The sequence below is a fragment of the Haematomicrobium sanguinis DSM 21259 genome (genome assembly GCF_000688395.1).
GTDB lineage: Bacteria > Actinomycetota > Actinomycetes > Actinomycetales > Micrococcaceae > Haematomicrobium > Haematomicrobium sanguinis.
In genome coordinates, this window is record NZ_JIAG01000015.1 from 1 (window position 1) to 23,407 (window position 23,407).

Below are 23,407 nucleotides of genomic sequence, written 5' to 3' on the forward strand. Positions count from 1 at the left end.
GTCCACGAATGCGATCACCTGGGACCAAGGCCAAGAAATGGCTCACCACGCACAATTCACCATCGATACCGGTTGCAAAGTGTACTTCTGCGACCCGCACTCGCCCTGGCAGCGCCCGAGCAACGAGAACACGAACGGGCTCATCCGCGACTTCTACCCCAAAGGCACCAACTTCAACAACATTAGCGACGAGGACATCGCGAACACGGAACACCTCATCAACATCCGACCCCGCCGAATGCACGATTACCTCAGCGCAACCGTCAAACTGGAACAACAAATACAAGCAAACCGTGTTGCACTAGCCCCTTGAAACCGCCTCGGGGAAAGGCGTCAAACGTGGCAAATCGCAATATGAGTTCGCATGCTTTATGTGGAATCTGGAACCGGCGGGCGCTTAGTCGCGCGCTGACACGGTGAGAATGGCGTGTTCGACCGCGTAGATCGGGTCCTTGGCGCCGCCTTTGACCTCGAAGTCTGCTTGAGCGATTGCTTGGATGGAGCGTTTGATACCGGGAGCGGTGAAGCGGCGGGCGTCGCGCTTTGCCTGGTCGACTTGCCATGGTGCCATACCGAGTTGTTTCGCAAGCGCAGCGCTGGGGCCGTGAAAGTCGAAGACGGAGGCGATTTGGCGCATGCGAATAGCCAAGGCCGCGACGATGGGGACGATATCCACCCCCGTGTCGATCGCGTGGCGCAGGTTTGACATTGCTACTGCACGTTGGCCGGTAACCGCGGCGTCTGCGACTTTGAATGCTGTGGCTTCTTGGCGGCCGCCGTAATAGTTGTCGACATGTGCTTTTGTGACGGTGTCGCTGACGTCGGAGAGTAGTTGCTGCACCGCAGCTGCGAGATCTGGGAGTGAAGCACCAACCGCTTGGACCAACGCGAAACCGGCTTCTTGTTCCATGCGGCGGTTCTGGGCCGCGACTTCGAGCCGCACGAATTCGAGTTTCTCGGCGTCTTTTTTGAGCGGTGTTGCGTCAATGACGGGATGGGTCGATTTCTTGATGGAGTCAAGCAGTTTCTTCCCGCGCATACCGCCTCCGTGGCGGATGACCAACACGACACCCTCTTCAGGTTGATCGAGATAGCTTAGTGCGTCCGTGAGGAAATCATCACTCATGCTGGCAGCGTTATCGGCGATGATGAGTTTGTCTGAGGAAAATAGCGAAGGGCTCGTCGCCAGAGAAAGATCGCCTGCCGCGTAGTTAGCAGCGTCAATATTGTGTTCCTCGACGTCGGGAGCACTTGTGCGGACTGCATTGCGTATTTGGGAGATCGCTCGCGAAGCGAGGAAGTCTTCGGTTCCGCTCACGAGCACTATCGGAGCCGGGCCGGCGTCGCGCCATGAGACGCCAGCGCTGACGGTTTTGCCTGCCGACGCGCCACGCTTGGAAGACCCACTCTTTTGTGCCACTACTCTCCTCGGTCGCTTGACGCCAGTACTCATTGGCTTCTGGAGACACCGATGCGACGCCACGGCCCTGCTTATCGTGTCGCATCGGTATTACCTAGCAAGTCTAAGTGAGCGAATCCGGTTCGAGGTCGCGCCGTGTTTATTGGCGTGGTGTGGGTGTGGGCGGTGGTGGGGTTGTGGTGGAGTTGGTTGCGGACGGGGTGTTGGGCGGGGTCGGTCCAGGGTGGCGGGATGAGCCAGGGTGTGTGGTTAGTGATGATGATTTTCCAGTGTTCCCGGTGGATCAGATGATGGTGATAGGAGCACAGGAGTACCCCGTTGTCCAGGTTCGTGGTCCCGCCTCGGGACCAGGGGTTCAGGTGGTGTGCTTCGCACAGGCTCATGGGTGTGGTGCAGTTCGGGAAGATGCAGCCCCGGTCCCTGGCGTAAAGGCCGGCGCGTTGGGCGGGGGTGAAAAGCCGTTTCGCCCGCCCGACATCCAGGGGTTGCCCGTTGCCGCCCATCACGACGGGGATGATGTTCGCCTCGCACGCCATTTTCCGTAACCGGCTGGCCGGGATCGGTCCGGTCCGCTCCAAGAACCCGACCCCGTGAGCGGACTCGAGTGCGCCGGTCAGGTCGTTCTGATCAATGATCGCGATCAGGGTTTGCTGAGAACGCACCATCACCCGAGAATCCAGGCCACCATCGCCACTAACCGACCCGGGCTCCGGCCCCGGACCTGCAGAAACATCGGCGGCCGCATCTGCGGTAGCGGGGCGCGGTGGCGCTGCTGGTTCGGGTTTGTGGGCCCCGGCCGGGTGCGCGAGCGCCCCGCCGTCCAACGCATCAGGCGCCGATTCTCCATGTTCGGCCGCGGCCGGGCCAATGCCGCCCTTCTTGCTGCTGGGCGAAGTGTTGGTACGGGGTGTGGTGGGTGGGTCGGTGAGCGCGAGTGCGCCGTGCCGGGCCGTGGCGATGAGGATGTCGAGGAGTTTTTGCGGGTAGGTCGCTTCCCACCCCTGCCTGGAGCGCTCGACCTGCCCACCGGTAGGTTCCACGCCGAGCATCGCCAACACCTGACCCACAGGCGTGTCCACACCCACACCAGCACCCGCGCTAGCACCAGCACCCGTGCCGGTACTAGCGCCCGTGCCGACGCAAGAACTCGGGCCCGAACCCGGAGGCAAGCTCACATAAATGTTGCTCCGCGGCCACCGCAAACTCATCCACATCCACACCCGATGACTCACCCTCAAACGCGGAACCCATCGATCTATGGGACCGGATACTTTTCACCGCCTCGTGGATCACCACCGCACCATCGATCCCGACCTCACCAGCGGCCACCAGTTTGGCCAACTCCGGTTCTTTCGCGTCCCGAGGCGACCCGTCCATATGCACCCGCGGCGCGGTCACCTCCGCCAACGCCAACCGGTTCGCCGCGTCCCGGCCCCGAATATGCAACGTGTTGACCATCAAGTCCTTCGTGGACTTATATTCCGGACGTAACGGCTCATCCTCCCACCCATACGATCCGCCCCGCGGACTGGAGGCCACATGCTCGCTCTCCAACAACCCGGCCAACCGCACCTGCACCGAACCCAGCACACGGGATAACGCTTCAACCTCTAGCGCGGCATCCAAAATATCCCGCCGCGGCGCCCCCACCCCCACCACACCCAACTCATCCACCAGACCCCGCAACACCGCGGACACGTCCGCCAACCCCGCCACACCCGAAAACACACTCGCCACCCCAACACCAGCCACAGCATCAGCATCGGCATCGGGGGCCGCTATGGGATCGACACCAGCAGGCTCCGGGGCGGCATTGTGGCCGGAAACTGGATGTCGGTGCCGGCTGTTAACGTCGGGACCATGAGCAGAAGAACCGTTACCCGAGGACACTCCCGTCGCCTCGCGCGCACCGTTGCCCGCAGCAACCGGACCGGTGACAGTCGGGGTGTCATCCCCACGAGTGTCACCGGCTTTCCGGTCCGGGCGTTGCGCCCCGAGATTCAGGTCTTCCATACCACTAATACTACTCTCATGTGAGGCACGCCACAACTTATTTCGAATAATTCAACACCATTCTTCAACCACCCGTTTAAGGTTATCCATATTGACCTTTTACGTAATTCATGCTGTGCGCTTATTGGGAATTCCTGCAGTAAACTTGTGCCCTGACAAAGTGACGTCCAAGAAGCCGCTCGGCAGCGATCCGAACCCAGCAGCAGATACGCACCCCGGCGAATCTTCGCACCACTAGCGTGCTCAGCTACCGAAACACGCAACAACTCACGGCTCAAACTAAGCTCACAACACCATCGCCCGCAATACCTAGAATTTCGTCCAAACCTTGCCCGGTCGCCGTCGACTCTAGGTAGCTCCTCCGCGCTCACGTCCAGCATTAGATTCAGCATTACCGAGCTATTTCCAGTTAACCAATTGAGATCCGCCCTGATCGGTCCGCAAAATTCGTGCACCAACCCTTTCAAGCGCAGATAATATTTCCGGGCGCGGATGGCCATAGTCGTTGTTGAGCCCCGCGGAAATCAAAGCGATTCTCGGGCGAATCGCCTCGATCATTTCAGTTCCCGACCCGGCCGACCCGTGATGCGCCACTTTCAACACCTGGATGGTTGTCCAGAAACCCGGACTTTGACTTCGTAGCAACGGCGCCGCAGCCTCCGCTTCTATGTCGCCTGTAAACAGCGCGGACGTGACGCTACCCGGTGGCACTCCAGATACATCGACCCGGACAACTAGCGAAGAATTGTTCTCCACCGAGCCTTCCGGAGACGACCCTCCACCGGACGCGTTTGACGGCAACGCCCGCAGCGGCCAGAGCACGCGCCACGCAATGGCGGCATCTGCCTCACTTCTCCCCTGCATCCCGGCCAAACCTTGCTCCACCGGAATGCCTCGCAACCGCGCCACATTCACGACAGCTTGCAACACCGACTCCGACCCCGAGAACACGACCCGACCCACAGTGAAATTTTCCAGCACGCTCTTCGCGCCACCGATATGATCTGCATGGGCATGCGTCAGAAATAGCACCTCGACCCTCGATACCCCCGCCCGTCGCAAGCACGACGTCATCGTCTCCGGTTCCACTCCCGCATCGAAAACCAGCGCTGAATCATCGCCCGTGCGCACAAAAGCCCCGTCGCCCTGGCCCACATCGCACGCGACGACGTCCGCAGACCGCAGTCCTCCCGGCAGTAATGGAACCAGCGGGGCCAACAACCAGGTGAGCGCAAACGCCCCCAGTGCGGCGATCACAGCGACGCGGGGCCGTGCGAGCCCACTTCGCGCCGTCCGACGAACCCCAATAGATCCCTTGCCAGAGACGCCCCCGCGATGCTTCGCTCCCCGACCCCGCCACGTCCAGCGACTCGTCAGCCGCACAGAAAAATCCCGCGCGAAGCGTGCAAGGTGCGGCCACAGCCCAAATGCCCACACCACAACGGCAGTCACCCCGAGCAGCGCCAACGCAATTCCGCCCCAGCCTTCAATCCATGGAATCTTTGCCAGCGGCCAATCGGCAATCTGACGTGCGACGGCGAAAATCACCTCGGTGCCCCAACCCGCCGGAATAGCAATCACCTGGGCGAACCAACTTGCAGCGCCCTCGGCTTGCGGCACACCGATGGCCGCTAACGCAACGCCAGCTTGCGCCGTCACCATGGCCAATATCCCCAGCACTGTAATACCCGGGACGAATATCCCGACTAACAGATTCGCCACGACGGCGTAGGCACCGACATAGTTCTGCAACCCGAGAAGAATCGGTGTGCACGCGATCTGAGCGGACAGCGGCACCGAGATCGCGACGGCCAACCACCCCGGCATCCACGCACTCAGTCGCCGCGCCAACGCGGGAGCTAGCACAATCAATCCCAGAGTTGCCGCCACCGAGAGCGCGAATCCATACTGTATGGCTAGCCACGGGTCGATCATGAGGAGGACAACCACCGACATGACTAGCGCGTTGAACGCCACTCTCCCCCGGCCATTCATGATGGCCAGTGCCCCCAACGCTCCCATGACCGCCGCCCTCACCACTGAAGGCTCAGGACGCACCAACACCACGAACCCGGCCAGGGCAAGAATCCCAAGCACACTCGCAAGAAATCGCGGTGCCCTCATCAACCGCAGACACAGCCAGACGAAAGCCAAAATATAGGTACAGTTGGCGCCGCTCACCGTCAGCAAATGCGTCAGCCCAGCAATTTTCATGTCCTCGGACAACGCTGGGGAGAGGTCGCGCGTGTCTCCGACCACCATCCCCGGCAGCAATTGACGTGCGCCGCCCCCTAATTTTCCGGCGATGTCTCGCAGCGAATTTCGCCAACCAACCGTCGCCTCCATAAGGGCGTCCGTGTTTGCCACGACCGGCGGCGCCCGCACCCCTACGGAAAACAACGAGCGACTGGGCTGTTCCTGCACCCGAAACACGCCAAAACCCGAAACACGTGTGCCTGGCGCCAACTCACTCCACGTCGGCGGCGTAAACAGTGATACTCGTTCGCGAACAGGCATCTCCCCGACCCGCACCAGCGAGGCTTGAATGACGTACCCGCGAGGAGCCACCGATCCGGGCGCACCACCGCCTGAACCGCCCGAACCATCGCTACCAGCGCCAGCGGGTGCCCCAAACTGCGAGATGGACAGCGCCACGGGATCGCCCTCGATGACCGCAGAAAAGCGGGCCCCGCTGCCCGCTGCCTCCAGCACAGAAGCAGCCACCGCCGCTCGCTGAGCCCCCATAGATCCCAGCGCAATTGCTTGCACGCCCACTAGCAGCGCAGCCACAATGACATGCATCCCGACCGTCCGCATCCACGGCCAACGCGGCACCAAGACACCCGATAGACCGAGCAGCCCGGCGCCCACGACGACCCAGCCAAGCACCCACGCGAACGAATACAGCGCCACGATTGTGGACACCCAAAGCGCCAGCGCTAGTGGAACAAGTCGAAGGTCGCGGATTCGTGTCAGCTCAGAAGAACCTGATGCCACAGCACTATTCCGCGAACCCATCGTCCTCAGACACTCACCCGATCACGAAGCCGCCCCATCAACGCGGGCCCGATCCCAGAGACGTTGTCCAGTTCCTCCACACTGCGAAACCCGCCATTCTCGTCGCGCCACTGCACGATACGTTCGGCCAGCGCGGGCCCGATCCCGGGCAATTCCTGCAAATCGTCACTGGAGGCGCTATTGAGATTCACTACACCGCCGGACCCGCCGGAACTACTACCGCTAGCAGCCCCGGGTCCTGCCGCAATTCCGGGCGGCACATCCTCCCCCACCTGCGGCACGTAAATCTGCTGCCCATCGCTCAGCTTGCTCGCCAGGTTCACTTTGAGCGCGTCGGCCTCCTCGGTAAGCCCACCGGCCGCCTCAACCGCATCCTCTACCCGTGAATCGGAACCCAGCGCATACACACCCGGAGAGGCAACCGCACCCGTCACATACACCTTGATCGCGGATGCAGTACCGGCACTCTCGGATGCGCTGGGACGTGGCAGGGGCGAGCCCGTCGACATTGGCTGCGCGCTCTCGGAACTCACCACGTCACCGAGCGCAACAGGCTCGGCGGCACTCGCCCCCAACCACACGTTCCTAAAAACGAGGGCCAACGCAATCGCTGCCAACACAGCCGCAGCAATGATGAGCGCCGGCTTGAATTTCCAGCGCACGCCCGGCGAGCGAACCCGTTGACGCTCGCGCTCACGAATGTGTTCAATCATCCCTTGAGGCTAAAAGACCTCAATTGCGCACAGCACCCTAAAACATCGCAATTGTGGACAACCCAGTAAAAAACCGTGCCTGTGTAGGAGCATGCCTCGCTAAGACAACGCAGCGCCCCTCTTGGACACCACCACGGCAATCACTCCCGGCCCTGCGTGGGCAGCGAGCACCGCGGGCATCGGCACAAAGCGCACGTCCATGCCGCCGGTGCTCGCCAGCGTCATGCCCAGTTGCCGGGCTTGCTCGGTAGGTTCGCCCGCCTTGCCGAAATAATGTACGACGGCGATGCCGCCTTCCGCGACGTCCTCGCCTAAGGCGAGGGTCGCCAAACGGTTCATCGCCTTACTATTAGAGCGCACCTTTTCGATCGGCACGATATGCCCCTCGACGAGTTTCAACAGCGGTTTGACGTCGAGTAGCTGACCAAAGAATCCGGCGGCAACGCTGATACGGCCGCCCTTGCGCAAGTAATCGAGGCTAGGCACCAGAAACAGAAGCGTCGAATCCGCCGCCACGGTCCGCGCCACCTGGGCCACTTCGGCCGCGCTCTTGCCGCTGTCCGCCGCTTTGAGCGCGGCCAGCACAGCCAAACCCGCACCGGAAGCCACCGAGCGCGTATCAATAATCGTGACTGGCACGGGAGCGGCCTGGGCGGCAAGTTTCGCCGAGTCCACCGTCCCGGAGAGGTCAGAGGATAAATGGATCGACACAATGTCGGTATATCCGGCCTTGGCGAGCTCCCGGTAAGTGCGTTCAAAGGCACCGGGCGAGGGCCGCGACGTTTTGACCGCCCCGCCCTCGGCAAAGGCCATCGCGAGCGGCTCAAGAACATCGTCCTTACCCTCGTCAAAGATGTGTTCGCCAATCATGACCGGCGTCGCGACAACCCGCAGACCCTCGTGGCCAAGAACCCCCGGTTCCAACTCGTCCGAGAGCGCCACAGTACTGTCGGTGACGATCGCCACCTTGGACGCGGCGGCCTCGGTACCGGAATCCTTGACCCGCCCGCGCCCCAGCCACCCGGCCGGGCGCGGCAACCATCGAGAAGTGCGGGGCTGCTTCGCGCTCATGCTGAAATCCTACCGACCCTCTCCGAACGTCATCTCCCTATTCCGGGACAATATTGACGAGTTTGGGTTCGCGCACAATGACCTTGCGGATCCCACGTCCGTCCAGGAATCGCTTAACGCCATCCGAGGCTAGCGCGAGCGCCTCCAACTCGGACGCACTAATCTCAGGGGACACCTCCAGGCGCTCACGCACCTTGCCCTGAATCTGCACCACCGCGGTAATCGTGTCCTCGACCAGCAGGCTCTCATCCACCTCGGGCCACGGCGCACGGGCAATCGAGGGCTCATGCCCCAACAGCTCCCACATATCCTCGGCGGTGTACGGCGCAAAGAGGCTCAACAGAATCGCAATCGCCTCGGCCGCTTCCTGCGCGGCGGGGTCTGATGCGTTGCCGTCATCAATAAACTTGCGGGCGACATTCACCAGTTCCATGGCGCGGGCAATCACCACATTGAACTTGCCGGACTCGACCAACTGCGCCGCATCATGCACGGCCTTATGCGTGGCCGAACGCATCGCACGGTTACCCTCGCCGGCATCCGCCTCGGTAGCCTCGACGTCACGCGCCACACGCCAGGCGCGCGCCAAGAACTTGCCCATGGCCGCGGGCGAGACGTCCGCCCAGTCCACATCATCGGCAGGCGGCGAGGCAAAAACCATCGCCATGCGCACAGAATCGACGCCAAAACGGTCCAATTCTTCGCTCAAATCCACGCCGTTGCCGAGCGACTTGCTCATGGCCTTCCCCTGGTTCAGCACCTGGCCCTGGTTCAGCAACGCCTTGAACGGCTCGGTGAAGTTCACCATGCCCATATCGAAAAGCACCTTGGTGAAGAAGCGCGCATACAGCAAGTGCAAGATCGCGTGCTCCACGCCGCCCACATACTGATCCACCGGCAGCCACTTATTCACTTGGTCCTCGGCGAAGGGCTCCTTGTCATCGCGCGGGGACGCGTACCGCAGGAAGTACCAACTGGAGTCCACAAACGTGTCCATCGTGTCGGTATCCCGTCGGGCTGGGCCACCGCAGATCGGGCAGGTGACATTGACCCAGTCGGTTGCCGACGCCAACGGCGACTCGCCCTTGGGCGCCAACTGCTCGCCGCGCAAATTTGTCGGCAACTCCACCGGCAACTGGTTATCCGGCACCGGAACTTCTCCGTCGATTTCGCAGTGAATGATCGGGATCGGCGCCCCCCAGAACCGCTGCCGGGAGAGCAGCCAGTCGCGCAGGCGGTAATTGACGGTCGCCTCCCCGGTTCCGCGGGATTCCACCAACTCGGTGGCGGCGGCAATGGCATCCTGCTTATTCAGTCCATCCAAAGGACCCGAATTCACCATGACGCCGTCACCAGTGGTCGCCACACCGGACACGGCAGGGTCTTCCTCTCCGGTATCCACCACCATGCGAATCGGCAGGTCAAAGGCGCGCGCAAAGTCCAGGTCGCGCTGATCGTGCGCGGGAACGGACATGATGGCGCCGGTTCCGTAATCGGCCAACACGTAATCCGAGGCCCAGACCGGGATCTCCTCGCCGGATACCGGGTTGATCGCAACCCGCCCCAACGGCACGCCGGTCTTTTCCCGGTCCGAGGACTGCCGGTCAATATCGGAGAGCGTCTTAATGGACTCGCGGTACTCCTCCAGCGCCGCCCGCTGCGAAGGCGCAACCAAATCCATGGCAACCTCCGAGTCTGCGGCCACCACCATAAATGTGGCGCCAAACAACGTGTCCGGGCGAGTTGTAAACACGGTGACGGACGCTTCTGGGCGAGCATCGCCGTCGTTCATCTCACCCACGGCCGGGATCTGGAAGGTCACGTGCGCGCCAACGCTGCGCCCAATCCAGTTCCGCTGCATCAAGAGCACCCGCTCGGGCCACTGACCCTCCAACTGGTCCATGTCATCAAGCAGGCGGTCGGCGTAATCGGTGATCTTGAAGTACCACTGATTCAGGTTCTTTTTGGTGACCATGGTGCCGCAGCGCTCGCACGCGCCATTGACCACTTGCTCGTTGGCGAGCACGGTCTGATCCTTGGGGCACCAGTTGACCGGCGAGTTCTTGCGGTAGGCCAAACCGCGCTCATAAAAACGCTTGAACAGCCACTGTGTCCAACGGTAATACTCGGGGTCCGAAGTTTGCAGGCGGCGGGACCAATCCAGCGAGAGCGCGTAGCGGCGGAAACTCTTCGCCTGAGTCTCAATGTTCGCGTACGTCCATTCACTGGGGTGCGCGTTGCGCTTGATCGCGGCGTTCTCGGCGGGCAGCCCAAAAGAATCCCACCCCACCGGGTGCAACACGTTCTTACCGCGGTGCATCCAGTACCGCGCCACGACGTCCCCCATCGCGTAGGCCTCGGCGTGGCCCATGTGCAGGTCGCCAGATGGGTAGGGGAACATGTCGACCACGGTGAAGCGCTCGCGCTCGGTGTCCTCGTTGTCCGCCACGTACACGTTGAGCGCGTCCCAGACCGCGGGCCATTTCGCTTCCATGCGCGCGGTGTCATATTCGCGGACGTCGGTCTCCGTGTTCAACTCTGTGCTCATCACTGCCCTTTATAAACCGTGGGTGTTCCATCTTCTTCATGCCCCGTGCGCGGTGCCTGGACTCGTGCGCCCGGCAAGCCCTTTTGGGCAAACAAAAACCCCTTGCGCACAAGGGGCGGCCGCGTCACTCGATAGAGCGCCGCGGCTAGCTAAGAAGAAGCAAGAAATGCATGGGAATAACTATAGCTCACCCCCAAGTTTGCATCGGTGAAATCTAGCGATATTCTCCTATTGGCAAACCCGTGTCCGCGCCGGAGAATGCCGCGCCGAGGAGGAGTGCTCCCACGGCCGATTCACCCTCATCCAAGCAGAGCGAGAGGGTCCGTCATTCTGGTAGGTAAACCGTTATGACTACGTTTGATGCAATGGAGCCACGCCCACAAGATTTGGGCGAGCAAACCGTAGATTTGGTCCGTAAATGGCTAGGGATTGCGCCCTATTCCGCTGCGGACCGCCCCAAAGTCAAGGCGTCCAAGTCCGCCGAACTTCTTGCCGAAGTTCTTAAAGATCCCGTGGGTCTGGACTTCACGCTCGGGTTTGTGGACCGGGTCATTCGGCCCGAAGACACCCGGGTGGCCGCGCGCGAACTCGCGCTACTGGCGAAGAAGGCACCGACCTTCCTGCCCTGGTACATGAAACTCGGTGTGAAGCTCGGCGGAGTGCTAGCACCTATCCTTCCTGGAATTGTGGTGCCGATCGCCCGCGCCGTGCTGCGCCAAATGGTGGCGCACCTGATTGTGGATGCGCGCCCCAAACAGCTGGGCAAATCGATCGCGAAGCTGCGCGATGAGTCCAGCCGCCTGAATATCAACCTGCTGGGCGAAGCCGTTCTTGGCAACCAGGAAGCGGATGCCCGCCTGCGCGGCACCCGTGAACTCCTGGAACGCCCCGACGTGGATTACGTATCCATCAAGGTGTCCTCGGTAGTGTCCAAGCTGAACATGTGGGCCTTCGACGAGACGGTGGACAAGGTCGCCGAGCGCCTCACCCCGCTCTATGAGTACGCCGCTCGCGAGGTCGCCGCCGGCCGCCCCAAGTTCATCAACCTGGACATGGAGGAATACCACGACCTCGACCTCACCGTCGCGGTCTTCAAGAAGATCCTGTCCAACCCCGCCCTGTCTGGGCTAGAAGCCGGAATCGTGTTGCAGGCCTACCTGCCCGACGCGCTTGGTGCACTCCAGGATTTGACCGCCTTCGCGACCGAACGCCAAGCTGCCGGCGGCGCCGGAATCAAGGTGCGCGTGGTCAAGGGCGCCAACCTTGCCATGGAAAACGTCGACGCGAAACTGCACGGCTGGGAGCTGGCACCGGTTGCCTCCAAGCAGGACGCCGACACCAACTACAAGCGGGTCTTGGACTGGGCGCTGCGCCCCGACCATGCCGCGGCGGTGCGCATTGGCGTGGCCGGGCACAACCTCTTCGATATTGCATTCGCGCACATTTTGGCCGAGGCCCGCGGGGTCTCGGACCGGGTCGAGTTCGAGATGTTGCTTGGCATGGCCGAGGAACAGGCGCAGGAAATCCGCCGCGATGTGGGAGCCGTGCTGCTCTACACCCCGGTGGTGCGCCCCCAGCAGTTCGACGTCGCCATCAGCTACCTGATTCGCCGCCTGGAGGAGAACGCCAGCCAGGAAAACTTCATGTCCGCGGTCTTCGAGCTGGAGAAAAACCCGACGCTCTTTGATCGGGAGCGCGACCGGTTCTTGAAGTCTTTGGCGGCCCTTGACCTGAGCGTGCCTGGGCCGAACCGCCATCAGGAACCCGTGCGCATGGAGCGTGACGCCTCCGGCCGCTTCGCCAACCAGGAGGATTCCGATCCGTCCTTGCCCGGCGTCCGCGCCTGGGGTGCCGAGATTCTCGGCCGTGTCCCGGGCTCGCAATTGGGCGTGCAGTTGGTTGCCGATTCTCGCCTGGATTCAAAGAACGACGTCGATGCCGCCATCCAGCGCGCCCTTGCCGCCCAGCCGGGCTGGGCAGAATTGGGCGGGGCGGGACGCGCGTCGGTGCTTCGCGCGGCTGCCGAGAAATTGGCCGCTCGACGCGCCGATTTGGTGGAGGTGTCCGCGTCGGAAACCGGCAAGACGATTGCCGAGTCCGATCCGGAAATCTCCGAAGCCATCGACTTTGCCAACTACTACGCGGACCTCGCCGAGGAACTGGATGCGGTTGAAGGCGCACGCTTTGTGCCGTCCAAGCTGACGGTAGCCACTCCCCCGTGGAACTTCCCGGTTGCCATTGCCGCCGGTTCCATGTTGGCGCCGCTGGCCGCTGGCAGCTCTGTGATTGTGAAGCCAGCCCCCCAGGCTAAGCGCTCGGGTGCCGTGGTGGTTGAGGCGCTCTGGGAAGCCGGAATACCGCGCGATGTGTTGCAGTTTGTGGACGTGGAAGAAGGTCCGATCGGCCAGCACCTGATCGCCAATGAGGCGGTTGACTTGGTGATTCTCACCGGTGCGTATGACACGGCCAAACTTTTCAAGTCGTGGCGAGCCGATTTGCCGTTGTTGGCAGAAACGAGCGGCAAGAACGCGATTGTGGTGACCCCGAGCACCGACCTGGACCTCGCCGCAGCCGATGTGGTGAAGTCCGCCTTTGGGCACGCCGGACAGAAGTGCTCGGCCGCGTCCTTAGCGATTCTGGTGGGTTCGGCCGCGTCCTCCGATCGCTTCCGCACCCAACTGGTGGATGCCGCGTCCTCTCTGGTGGTTGCCTACCCCGAGGATGCGACGAGCGAGATGGGGCCGATCATTGAACCGGCCGCCGGCAAGCTCAAGGACGCGTTGACGACCCTTGGCGAGGGCGAATCCTGGCTCGTGGAACCGCGTCAGCTGGATGACACCGGCCGCCTGTGGTCACCTGGCGTGCGCACTGGCGTCAAGCCGGGCAGCTACTTCCATCTGACCGAGTTCTTCGGTCCGGTTCTTGGCATCATGGAAGCGAAAGACCTGGATGAAGCGATTTCCTTCCAGAATGCGACGGATTACGGTCTGACCGCCGGAATCCACACAATGGACTCGAGCGAGCTGGCGACCTGGTTGGAGAAGGTTCAGGCCGGAAACCTGTACGTGAACCGCGGGATCACCGGCGCGATTGTGCGCCGTCAGCCCTTTGGCGGCTGGAAGCGCTCAGCCATTGGCCCGGGCGCCAAGGCCGGTGGCCCTAACTATCTTGTGCACCTGGGTTCCTGGGAACGCGAAGAAATTGCCACCGATCCGGTGGACGTGGCGTTGTCTGCCCCGGTTCGCGGGTTGGTTGATGCGGCGGCAGCTGACCTGTCCGAGTCCGAAGTGGCGTTCTTGGAGCGTTCGGCCGCTAACGATCAGCGCCAGTGGTCAACTCGCTTTGGCATCAACGCGGACGTGTCCGGGCTGGGCGTGGAGCGCAACGAGTTTCGGTATGTGCCGGTTCCGGTGACCCTGCGGCTCAACGCTGCCGGGTCGGTGTCGGACCTGGTCCGAATCGTGGCCGCCGCAATCCGCTCCGGCGCCCACTTTTCGGTGAGCAGCGCGCATGAGGTGGGCAACGCCGTCGTACGTGTGATCGAGGAGGCCGGCGGTTCGGTGACTATCGAGACCGACGATGCCTTTGCCACCCGTGTTGCGGCGGAGAAGCCGTCCCGGGTGCGGGTCATCGGCGGCGGGTACACGGAGCTGTCCGAAGCGGTCAACGGGTCGCCGGATGTGGCGATTTATGCGGGCCCGGTGACCGAGGCGGGACGGATTGAGATGCTGCCGTTCTTCCACGAGCAGGCGATTTCCATCACCGCGCACCGGTTCGGAAACCCGGATAGCATTTCGGATAAGGTGCTCTAGCCGCAGAACATGAAGAGGGGCGGTGCCGATCAGGGATCGGTACCGCCCCTCTTTTGTGTGGGGATTTCTGCGGATAAGACTGATTGCGCCTGCTAGCCGGTGTTAGCTGCCTGCGGGCTTGAGCTTGCTGATCGCAAGGGCGGCGTTGGAATAATCGTCGACCGCCTTGTAGTCGACGTCGCTGCTCCCGTATTCGGGGAAGCCAACCCAATTCTTAGTGCTCAGGAGGAGCTGGGCACCGCCGGAGAAGAATGGGATGGTTGCGGCATCGTCGGCGTAGAACTTCGCGATGATGCCCATTTGCTTCTTGATGCCCTCAACGTCCGAGGGATCAAGTTCCTTGAGGTCCTTCAACGCCTTGTCGCCCTCGACACCGATGTCCCAGTAGCCCTGGTTACCGATGCCGGGAACACCCCGCATGTTGCGGAAGTATGCCTGGTAAGCGTTGTACGGGGAGCCGCCGAAGTTGGTATTGCGAATGGCAAGGTCAAAGTCGCCACCCACCGGATCGGCCTTCTCGCCTTCCTTAGGCTGTGGAGAGACTCGGGTTTCAAAGACCTTGTCATTGAGTTGGGAATTCTTCACCTTGACGCCAAGGACGTTGCTCCACTGTTCTACAAGCATGGGAGCCATGACTTGTTGAGTGGGATCCGAAACGACACTGAGAATTTCGAGAGGGTACTCCTTGCCATCTTTCTCCAAGTTTCCCGATGCGTTGACGGTGAAGCCCGACTTCGCGAGGGAGTCCTTCGCGGACGCCGTGTCCTGAGTCAGTTCCTTGTTGTACGGGTCCGGGGCGAACTCCTGGTAGAGGCTCAGGGTCAACCCGCTAGCCGTAGGAATCTCATATCCGGTCGCTACCGAATCTCGAATCACCTTTGGATCAACCGCATCGCGGAAGGCGCGGCGTAAATCTGCGTTGTCGAAGGGTGCCCGGTTGCACTTGAAAAGCACCCCGTTTGCCGAACCGTCCGGCAGGAACTGGAACTGGTTCTCCTTGGCCATGGGGACGAAGGACTTTTCAATTCCTGGACCGCCGCCGAGGTGCCAATCAACGTCGCCCTTGGTCATGACGGCCTGGACATTGGCGACAGTGCCTTGTGGCACCACCTCGATTTGCTTGAGGTCGCCAAAGTCGCCGCCCCAGTAGTCGTCCCGGATTTCAAACACGACGCGCTGCGGATCAAAACTCTTGAGCTTGACGGGACCGGTGCCAATCGCGTCCTTCTCCAGGAAGGTTTTGCGGCCCTCGCTGTACAGCGGGAACTGCCCGTAAATGTGTTCGGGAAGAATCGGGTAGTACAGGGCGAGGTTGGTGTCCTGCTGAGTGTTCGGGTAGTTGTACTCGCACACCACCGTGTAATCATCTGTCTTGTAGACCGGCTTGGCCAGGAAGTCGCTCTTGAAGATGTCTTCCTTGTTCTGCGGACCCGGTTTTCCAAAGACTTCGTTGTAACTGTAAATCACGTCATCGGCATTGAATTTCTCACCATCATTCCAGGTGACGTCCTGACGCAATTTGTAGGTCGCGGTTTGACCGCCGTTGGAGTACTCGACGCTTTCGGCCAGGCACGGCTTCAAAAGGCTCCTGTCGGTGGAAATCCGCATGAGGGGCTGGAGCACCAGCCCGAGCATGGGTGCCGCACTGACACCTTCCGAGTTGTTGTAAATGTTCCAGTTCTGGAAAAACTGGTTCGAAGCATTGACGCCGGCTGAGAAGGTGAGAATGCCGTTTTTTGCCTTCTCAGTTCCGCTTTGGCCCACGATATTGCCGCAACCGGCCAGGCCCACGGCGCCAATGGCTGCCGTGAACGCCAGAAAGTTCCGGCGAGACACTTGACTCTTCATTCTTTCTCCATTTCAGGTGGCTCATCCGTCAGTGATGAGTTGGTGATGCAAAGGTGCTTTCTTTTTCCCTGTCAGAACCTTTGTAATGCGCCGGGTTTGGCGCCGCGGATATGAGTTGTTTGGTGTATTCGTGTTGGGGGCTGCCAATGATGCGGTCCGTTGGGCCCTCTTCCACCACTTCGCCCTTGTACATGACGACAATGCGGTCTGAAATGTAGCGGGCGCTGGCGATATCGTGGGTGATATAGAGGAGACCCACGCTCTCGTCTTTTCTCATTCGCATGAGAAGATTCAAAATTTCCAAGCGGATGGACGCATCGAGCATGGACGTCGGTTCGTCGGCGATGAGCACCCGGGGCCGCACTGCCAGCGACTTTGCGATCGCGACGCGCTGCCGTTGACCACCAGAAAGGTCGGAGGGAAACCGTTCCAAGAACGATGCAGCTGGTAGCAAATTGACCTTGGTGAGGAGGTCTTCTTGCTGCGCTCGAATGTCTTTGCGGCTTTTGGCTATGCCGTGAATCTGCAACGGACGCGCAAGGATGTGGCTGATGCGCTTGAGTGAATTCAGCGAGTTAAATGGGTCCTGAAAAATCATCTGCACATCTGCGTAGTACGATTTTGGAATTTTTCCCTTATTCGGTACAGATTCTCCGCGGAAGAGGAACTCGCCCTCGGTTGGTTGGTAAATTCTGGAGAAGACTCTGGCGAGCGTTGACTTGCCGGATCCGCTTTCTCCCACGAGAGCCACAATTTCACCTTGGTGAATCGCAACATTGACCTTGTTGAGTGCGCGGACGGGCTCGGTACTGCCAAAGCGGCCCGGAAACTCCAAGGTGAGTTCTTTAGCCTCAAGGACGGGGACTTTAGCGGTCGCGGTAGTATTCTCGATCACGACGCGGCCTCCCTTTCTTCGAAGTTCATGGCAGCGGATTCTTCAGCGAAGTGACACGCCACGAGTTCGCGGTTCTTGAGTTCAAGTTCTGGAGTGATACGAACGCAAATCTCCTGGGCGAGCGGGCACCGCGGAGCAAAAGCGCAACCCGGCGGCAAATTGGCGAGGTCCGGCGTTGTGCCTTCGATCGATTTCAACGCGTGAACGGGTTCGCTTAGCGCCGGGAAAGCGTCGCGTAGTCCCCGTGTGTAAGGATGTTGCGCCCGCTCGTAGAGCGTCTTGGGGGTACCAACTTCCACAATTTTTCCCGCGTACATGATGGCAATACGGTCCGAAATTTCCATCAGCAGTGAAAGGTCATGCGTCACGAAAACAATGGCGAAACCGTATTCCCGCTGCAACTCGAGGATTTGGTTCAAGATGCGCCGTTGCAGAATAACGTCGACCGCGGTGGTCGGCTCATCCATCAGAATCAGCGACGGGCGACATGCCATAGACAGAGCAATCAAGGCGCGTTGTTGCATTCCGCCGGAGAACTCGTGCGGATATCCGTTCAGACGCGCGGGGTCGATTCCCACCAGTTCCATGAGACGGCGCGCTTCGGTGAGCGCCTCATCCTTAGACAGTTCCGAATTGTGTTTTTGCAGAACATCAATGAACTGATCCTTGACCCGCATGACCGGGTTGAGACTCGCCATGGCGCTTTGCATGACAATGGATATTTCGTCCCAGCGGTATTTTTCTAGCTGCTTTTCGTTGAGCGCCGCCAGATCAACCGAGTCAGCATCTCTGTTGCGCGAGCGAAAAAGTATCTGTCCACCCGAAGTCACGGCCGGCGGTCTTTGTAGGCGACCGAGAGCATTGAGCAATGTCGACTTTCCGCTACCCGACTCACCCGCAACACCCACAATCTCGCCGGGATAGATGTCTAGGTTGATGTCTTGGCAACTTGGCACAGTGCGGCCGTCTCGTAAAACGTAATCCACGTAGAGATTGCGCACACTCATGATTGGTTCGCTACCTGTTTCGTGGTTTAGAGGATAGAGGCTCATGTACCCACCTTCACTTCCTGCGCGCGCTTCTCCGGTGTCACCGGATCGTGTTCGACTTTGCGCGAGTATTTGCGCCACAAACGCAGACGCTTGGAATCAAGTTGCGGGTTCACCACTTCATCGATACCGAAGTTGATCAACACGGTTGCGAACCCAATGATTGCAATGCACAAACCAGGAGGAAAGAACCACCACCATGCACCGATAAAGAGAGCGTTTTGAGCCATCGCATAATTCATCATGAGCCCCCAGCTTGCATCTTCGGCACTGCCCATACCTAGAAAAGCAAGGGCGGCTTGCGTCCCGATACCCGCAGCGAAGAGCAACATCAAGTAGGGCGTGAGCACGCCGAAGAGGTGTGGGAACGTCTCGGCGAAAACGATTCGGGCCTTGCTTTCGCCGATGGTAGTCAATGCCGTATTAAAATCGCGGTTGCGCAGCGAAAGGGTTTGCCCGCGAATCACACGTGCCCCGGGAGCCCACTCAAAAATGCCGATGACGATAGCCACAATGAAGATATTCGCGTTTTGAAAGATCGCCGCCAAGATCACAATGATGGGGAACGAGGGTATTGTGCCTACGAGAAGGATGAAGCCGTTAATAACTTGGCCCCACCACCCCTTTGCGTAGCCCGCCAGCATTCCAAAGAGCACCGACAGTCCGAGGCCTATCAGCATGGACACCACGCCTACTGTCATAGAGATTCGGGTGCCCGTAACGAGCCAGGCGAGGACATCTTGACCGCTCGTCGTGGTGCCCAGCCAGTGTTCTGCACTTGGCGGCTGGCCAATCGCATTTCGGTCGACATCAAACGGACCGTAGCCAAATACGGCTCGAACAATCCATTCGCCAAAAATGGCGACGAGGGTGAAGAAGACAAGGATGCCGACGCCAATTTGAACATTTCCTATGGAGAGGAATTTTTTGAACATATCAGCTCTCCCTGATCCGGGGGTCGAGTAGGCCGTACACCGAGTCCATGATGAACGCGAAGACAAGCGTAAAGATCGTTGTCACCAGCAGAATGCCTTGTAGTAGCGGGTAGTCTCGATTAGCTTCGGCAACGCCAAGAACCTGACCTACACCGGGATAGGCAAAGACACCTTCGGCGAGCACGACCGCGAAGAGGATTCCTCCCATCGATCCTGCGAGTGCTGTGATACTCGGCAGAATCGCGTTACGAGCTGCGTAGCTGTTTCGGACTCGTTTAGCACTGAGTCCCTTTGCCCGGGCTAGTTGTACGTAATCTTCGTTGATGGTGGTGATCATCATGTTTCGCATGCTGAACATGGTCTGGGCAAATCCCACCAGGACCAGCGTGAACAGCGGGAGAATGCTATAGACCAGCACGCTCAGCAAGAAGATTGGGTCGAGGAAGTTTACTGTCAGAGCAGTGTTGTAGGCGCCTTGCCCAGGGAACCATTGAAGGGTGTATGAAAACACCACAACAATAAGAATGGCTAACCAGAACGGCGTAATGCGACCGATAAACATGGCAATCGGCGTCAAAATCGCGTCGAACTTGCCACCAGGCTTCCAGCCAACCTTGATACCTAGATAGGTTCCGACTATCCAGCCGATCAGCGTAGAGGCTAGCCCAAGGTAAATGGTCCAGGGCATGGCTCTAAAGATAACTTCGACGACCGGTTGCGGATAGAAATAGGTAGAGAGCCCCCAGTCCCCTGAAAACAGCTTTCCGACGTACTTAAAGAAGGACACGAAGATGTTTTCATTGGGATCGCCGTAACGATCGAGAATGGACTGTACTTCTAGCGGTCCCGGGGGTCGGCCCAGCTTTTGCGTGAGAGCGAAGATTTGCTGTTGAGCCGGATCTCCCGGAATCAGCCTAGGAAGGATGAAATTGAGAACAACCGTCGCAATGAAGAGCCCGATGTACATGCCGCCCCTGCGCAAGAAAAAAGTCAGGCTTTGATTCCGCGTGCCCTTCTTTTTACGTCGGCGTTTGGCAGTCGCGAGCGTCTCGGCATTCTCTTCCTCAGGCAGCTCAGTACCGGCCTCAATCATCCAAAATCTCCTTCCTCAACCGCATCGACGAGTTAGATTTGCGCGGCCAATTGCTCCGACCATTCGTCTCGTAAGTGAGTTAGCTCACAACTTATCCGGTTTAGTTCGACTCCGCAAGTTCTTTCGGCACGTGTTGCCTCTAGAGCGGCAGTTCTGGCGAGCCCGATCAAACCACGCGCCTCAATTCATTGCCATACTTTGGATCGAACGTCTTGCCAGGTCGCATGAACCGGTTTAGCCTTGCTTTCACGGCGCCCCCGAGGGCTACTAAAGCCCACGCGCCGGTTCATGGAACAAGGAAGTGACACATGAAAACTGTCATTCGAAAAAGTGCGGCGCTCCTCGCGGCGCTCGCTCTGACGATTCCCGCATCCTCATCATTTGCCGCCGCCGAGGCCACCTCTACCCAAGAAGAGGCCGCTAGTGGTCAGATCTTTGGCGGCTACTACCGCACCTGGGCGGACAAAACAGTCGACGCCTCGTCCAATGTCACCATGGATGAAATACCGGCGAGCGTGGGTCTGGCCATGGTGTTTCCCGATTACACTCCCCCGGGTAGCCCCTATTGGACGGCACTCAAAAACACCTATGTACCAAAATTGCATGCCCAAGGCACAAAAGTGGTACTCACCAAAGGCTGGACGCAACTCGTTGACACGAGCCAGCCAAACACGCAGGCCGGTTATGACGCCGTTGCGCAACGCATCCTTGACAACGACATCAACCCCTATGGACTCGATGGCCTAGACGTCGACTTCGAAACCAGGAGCGTCACTACCGAACAGGTACAGCGCGTCGTCGGCGTCATGAAAGCGGTCAAAGCGAAAATGCGCAGCGACCAACTCCTCATCCTGGACACCAACCTTACTGGGTCTACCGGGGTCTTCCGCGGCGTCGCAAGCAGCATCGACTATCTGCTCCTGCAGGCATATGGTCGTGATCCGGGCTCGCTCCAAGGAACCTGGGACACCTTCAAAGACGCGATTCCGCCCAGCAAGTTTATGATCGGCGTCTCCCTCCCGGAGGGTGCACCGAACCCTTCGCCGTGGTATGACGCCACTGCGCCGTTCGATAGCAGTCGCGCCGCCGCCTATGCCCGCTGGCAACCGGCGGAAGGCACCAAAGCTGGGATGTTCGTGTACGCGCTTGACCGCGACGCTTTCAAAATCAATGGCGACATGAGCAAGGTGAACTTCCCTTGGTCTACTAACCTCAAGGCCATCATGGACGGTACCTACGTGCCGGGAAGTTTCGCAGGCTAGCCAGCGAAGCCCTGCACACTCGAAATCGACTGTGCAGATAATGCACGTTTTAACGGCGTGTCGCGTGCGTGTTTTGCACAGTCGATTTTAAGCGCGACGGCGGGTGGTCGCCTTTCATTGCGAAAGGCGACCACCCGCCGGGCTACTTGGGGTGACCGACAACTCATGTCAGCCGATCACAATTGACTACTTGACGTCTTCGTCCACCCAGTCGAAGGTCTTGGACACGGCCTTCTTCCACAAACGCATCTGACGTTCGCGCTCGGCCTCATCCATCTGCGGCTCCCAGCGCTTATCTTCTTGCCAGTTCGCCTCCAGCTCACCCAAGTCAGACCAGAAATCGACTGCGAGACCGGCGGCATAGGCCGCGCCCAGTGCAGTCGTCTCGGTGACTTTGGGCCGGACCACCGGCACGCCCAACAGATCCGCCTGGAATTGCATGAGCGCATCGTTGGCGACCATGCCGCCATCCACCTTGAGTTCGGTGAGCGGGACTCCCGAATCGGCGTTGACCGCATCCAGCACTTCGCGGGTCTGGAAGGCGGTAGCCTCCAATGCCGCACGGGCAATGTGGTTCTTGTTCACGTAGCGAGTCAGGCCCACAATGGCACCGCGAGCATCCGAGCGCCAGTACGGCGCAAACAGACCAGAGAACGCCGGCACAATATACACGCCGCCGTTGTCCTCCACCGAAGCGGCCAGCTTCTCGACCTCCGGCGCGCTGGAGATGATGCCCAACTGATCGCGCAGCCACTGAATGAGCGAACCGGCAACCGCGATCGAGCCTTCGAGCGCATAGACGGTGTCCTGATCGCCAAGCTTGTACCCGACGGTCGTCAACAGCCCATTTTCCGACTTCACGATCTCTTCGCCGGTGTTGAAGATCAGGAAGCAGCCGGTGCCGTAGGTATTCTTCGCGTCTCCGCGCTTGAACGCCGCCTGGCCGAAGGTCGCCGCCTGCTGGTCTCCCAAGATGCCGGAGACCGGGGTCTCCCGCAACAGCTGGGAGGTGTGTACGGTGCCGTACACCTCGGAGGAAGACTTGATTTCCGGCATCATTGACGCCGGGACACCAAACGCGTCCAAGATCGATTGGTCCCACTCCAAGGTCTTCAGGTCCATGAACATGGTCCGCGAGGCGTTGGTGACGTCGGTGATGTGCACGCCGCCGTCGGGGCCGCCAGTCAGGTTCCAGACAACCCAGGAGTCGGTGTTGCCGAAGATCAGATCCCCGGCTTCCGCCTTTTCCCGGGCCCCGTCCACGTTATCCAGGATCCACTTGATCTTGGTGCCGGAGAAGTAGGTCGCAAGAGGCAAACCGACGGTGTCCTTGAACCGCTCGACTCCCCCGTCCTGAGCCAGTTCATCGACAATGTCCTGGGTGCGGGTGTCCTGCCAGACAATCGCGTTGTAGACGGGTTCGCCGGTGTTCTTGTCCCACACCACCGCGGTTTCGCGCTGGTTTGTGATGCCGACGGCGGCAATGTCATGGCGGGTCAGATTTGCCTTGGAAAGCGCGGTGCCGATGACCTCGCGGGTGTTATCCCAAATCTCGACCGGATTGTGCTCAACCCAACCGGCCTTCGGCATGATCTGCTCGTGTTCCTTTTGGCCCACGGAGACGATGTTTCCCTGCTTATCAAAAATGATGGCGCGGGAGGACGTTGTTCCTTGGTCGATCGCAATGACGTATTTACTCATAGTCAAAAACTCCTTTGTTCTTCTCGATT

16 protein-coding genes are annotated in these 23,407 nt (G+C 59.9%); 3 read left to right on the top strand and 13 right to left on the bottom strand.

Annotated features, from left to right (window positions below):
• Positions 1-313: IS30 family transposase (locus O148_RS0112315; protein WP_026531165.1), on the top strand; the 313-nt coding region annotated here is incomplete at its 5' end.
• An 84-nt stretch (positions 314-397) separates the two neighbouring features.
• Here the strand turns inward: O148_RS0112315 and holA are convergent.
• The 7 genes from holA to leuS all read right to left on the bottom strand — a co-directional run bounded on the left by holA (position 398) and on the right by leuS (position 10,783).
• Complete coding sequence (gene holA / locus O148_RS0112320; protein WP_026531166.1) at positions 398-1,420, bottom strand: DNA polymerase III subunit delta; 1,023 nt, start codon at positions 1,418-1,420, stop codon at positions 398-400.
• Between the two features lie 71 nt (positions 1,421-1,491).
• A complete protein-coding gene (locus O148_RS0112325; protein ID WP_240470866.1) occupies positions 1,492-2,499 on the bottom strand; it encodes an HNH endonuclease signature motif containing protein in 1,008 nt (335 codons plus the stop codon).
• 43 nt (positions 2,500-2,542) lie between these two features.
• Positions 2,543-3,433, bottom strand: a complete 891-nt coding sequence (locus tag O148_RS0112330) for a hypothetical protein (RefSeq protein WP_026531168.1) — start codon at positions 3,431-3,433, stop codon at positions 2,543-2,545.
• A gap of 399 nt (positions 3,434-3,832) precedes the next feature.
• On the bottom strand, positions 3,833-6,358 hold the full coding sequence (locus O148_RS0112335; RefSeq protein WP_026531169.1) for a ComEC/Rec2 family competence protein: 2,526 nt from the start codon (positions 6,356-6,358) through the stop codon (positions 3,833-3,835).
• 98 nt (positions 6,359-6,456) lie between these two features.
• On the bottom strand, positions 6,457-7,164 hold the full coding sequence (locus O148_RS0112340) for a ComEA family DNA-binding protein (protein WP_084157300.1): 708 nt from the start codon (positions 7,162-7,164) through the stop codon (positions 6,457-6,459).
• Between the two features lie 99 nt (positions 7,165-7,263).
• Complete coding sequence (locus O148_RS16445) at positions 7,264-8,235, bottom strand: DegV family protein (protein WP_035746075.1); 972 nt, start codon at positions 8,233-8,235, stop codon at positions 7,264-7,266.
• Positions 8,236-8,272: 37 nt separating this feature from the next.
• Positions 8,273-10,783, bottom strand: coding sequence for a leucine--tRNA ligase (gene leuS / locus O148_RS0112350; protein ID WP_026531171.1), 2,511 nt, complete (start codon positions 10,781-10,783; stop codon positions 8,273-8,275).
• 347 nt (positions 10,784-11,130) lie between these two features.
• Between leuS and O148_RS0112355 the strand changes: the two genes are divergently transcribed.
• Complete coding sequence (locus O148_RS0112355) at positions 11,131-14,595, top strand: bifunctional proline dehydrogenase/L-glutamate gamma-semialdehyde dehydrogenase (protein ID WP_026531172.1); 3,465 nt, start codon at positions 11,131-11,133, stop codon at positions 14,593-14,595.
• Between the two features lie 102 nt (positions 14,596-14,697).
• Here the strand turns inward: O148_RS0112355 and O148_RS0112360 are convergent, their stop codons facing one another.
• Genes O148_RS0112360 through O148_RS0112380 form a run of 5 tightly spaced genes read right to left on the bottom strand, consistent with a single transcriptional unit; the run spans position 14,698 to position 20,415 of the window.
• Positions 14,698-16,443 carry an ABC transporter substrate-binding protein gene (locus tag O148_RS0112360; protein WP_026531173.1) on the bottom strand — a complete coding sequence of 582 codons (1,746 nt, stop codon included), beginning with the start codon at positions 16,441-16,443 and terminating at the stop codon, positions 14,698-14,700.
• 28 nt (positions 16,444-16,471) lie between these two features.
• Entirely contained in the window at positions 16,472-17,338 is an 867-nt protein-coding gene (locus O148_RS16450) for an ABC transporter ATP-binding protein (RefSeq protein WP_051620177.1), read from the bottom strand.
• A complete protein-coding gene (locus tag O148_RS0112370; protein WP_240470867.1) occupies positions 17,335-18,468 on the bottom strand; it encodes an ABC transporter ATP-binding protein in 1,134 nt (377 codons plus the stop codon). The genes O148_RS16450 and O148_RS0112370 overlap by 4 nt, the downstream gene beginning before the upstream one ends.
• Complete coding sequence (locus O148_RS16455; RefSeq protein ID WP_051620178.1) at positions 18,387-19,322, bottom strand: ABC transporter permease; 936 nt, start codon at positions 19,320-19,322, stop codon at positions 18,387-18,389. The genes O148_RS0112370 and O148_RS16455 overlap by 82 nt, the downstream gene beginning before the upstream one ends.
• A 1-nt stretch (position 19,323) precedes the next feature.
• Positions 19,324-20,415, bottom strand: coding sequence for an ABC transporter permease (locus O148_RS0112380; RefSeq protein ID WP_051620179.1), 1,092 nt, complete (start codon positions 20,413-20,415; stop codon positions 19,324-19,326).
• A gap of 308 nt (positions 20,416-20,723) precedes the next feature.
• Between O148_RS0112380 and O148_RS16460 the strand changes: the two genes are divergently transcribed.
• Positions 20,724-21,677, top strand: a complete 954-nt coding sequence (locus O148_RS16460; protein WP_051620180.1) for an EndoS/ChiA family endoglycosidase — start codon at positions 20,724-20,726, stop codon at positions 21,675-21,677.
• A 186-nt stretch (positions 21,678-21,863) separates the two neighbouring features.
• Here the strand turns inward: O148_RS16460 and glpK are convergent, their stop codons facing one another.
• Positions 21,864-23,378 (bottom strand): glycerol kinase GlpK, encoded by a 1,515-nt coding sequence (gene glpK, locus O148_RS0112390; RefSeq protein WP_026531176.1) that lies wholly within the window; start codon positions 23,376-23,378, stop codon positions 21,864-21,866.
• Between the last annotated feature and the right edge of the window lie 29 nt (positions 23,379-23,407).

Coding starts and splice junctions, on each gene's coding strand:
- O148_RS0112330 (WP_026531168.1), bottom strand. CDS start 3,433: ATGGAAGACCTGAATCTCGGGGCGCAACGCCCGGACCGGAAAGCCGGT.
- O148_RS0112340 (WP_084157300.1), bottom strand. CDS start 7,164: ATGATTGAACACATTCGTGAGCGCGAGCGTCAACGGGTTCGCTCGCCG.
- O148_RS16445 (WP_035746075.1), bottom strand. CDS start 8,235: ATGAGCGCGAAGCAGCCCCGCACTTCTCGATGGTTGCCGCGCCCGGCC.
- leuS (WP_026531171.1), bottom strand. CDS start 10,783: ATGAGCACAGAGTTGAACACGGAGACCGACGTCCGCGAATATGACACC.
- O148_RS0112355 (WP_026531172.1), top strand. CDS start 11,131: ATGACTACGTTTGATGCAATGGAGCCACGCCCACAAGATTTGGGCGAG.
- O148_RS0112360 (WP_026531173.1), bottom strand. CDS start 16,443: ATGAAGAGTCAAGTGTCTCGCCGGAACTTTCTGGCGTTCACGGCAGCC.
- O148_RS16455 (WP_051620178.1), bottom strand. CDS start 19,322: ATGTTCAAAAAATTCCTCTCCATAGGAAATGTTCAAATTGGCGTCGGC.
- O148_RS0112380 (WP_051620179.1), bottom strand. CDS start 20,415: ATGATTGAGGCCGGTACTGAGCTGCCTGAGGAAGAGAATGCCGAGACG.
- O148_RS16460 (WP_051620180.1), top strand. CDS start 20,724: ATGAAAACTGTCATTCGAAAAAGTGCGGCGCTCCTCGCGGCGCTCGCT.
- glpK (WP_026531176.1), bottom strand. CDS start 23,378: ATGAGTAAATACGTCATTGCGATCGACCAAGGAACAACGTCCTCCCGC.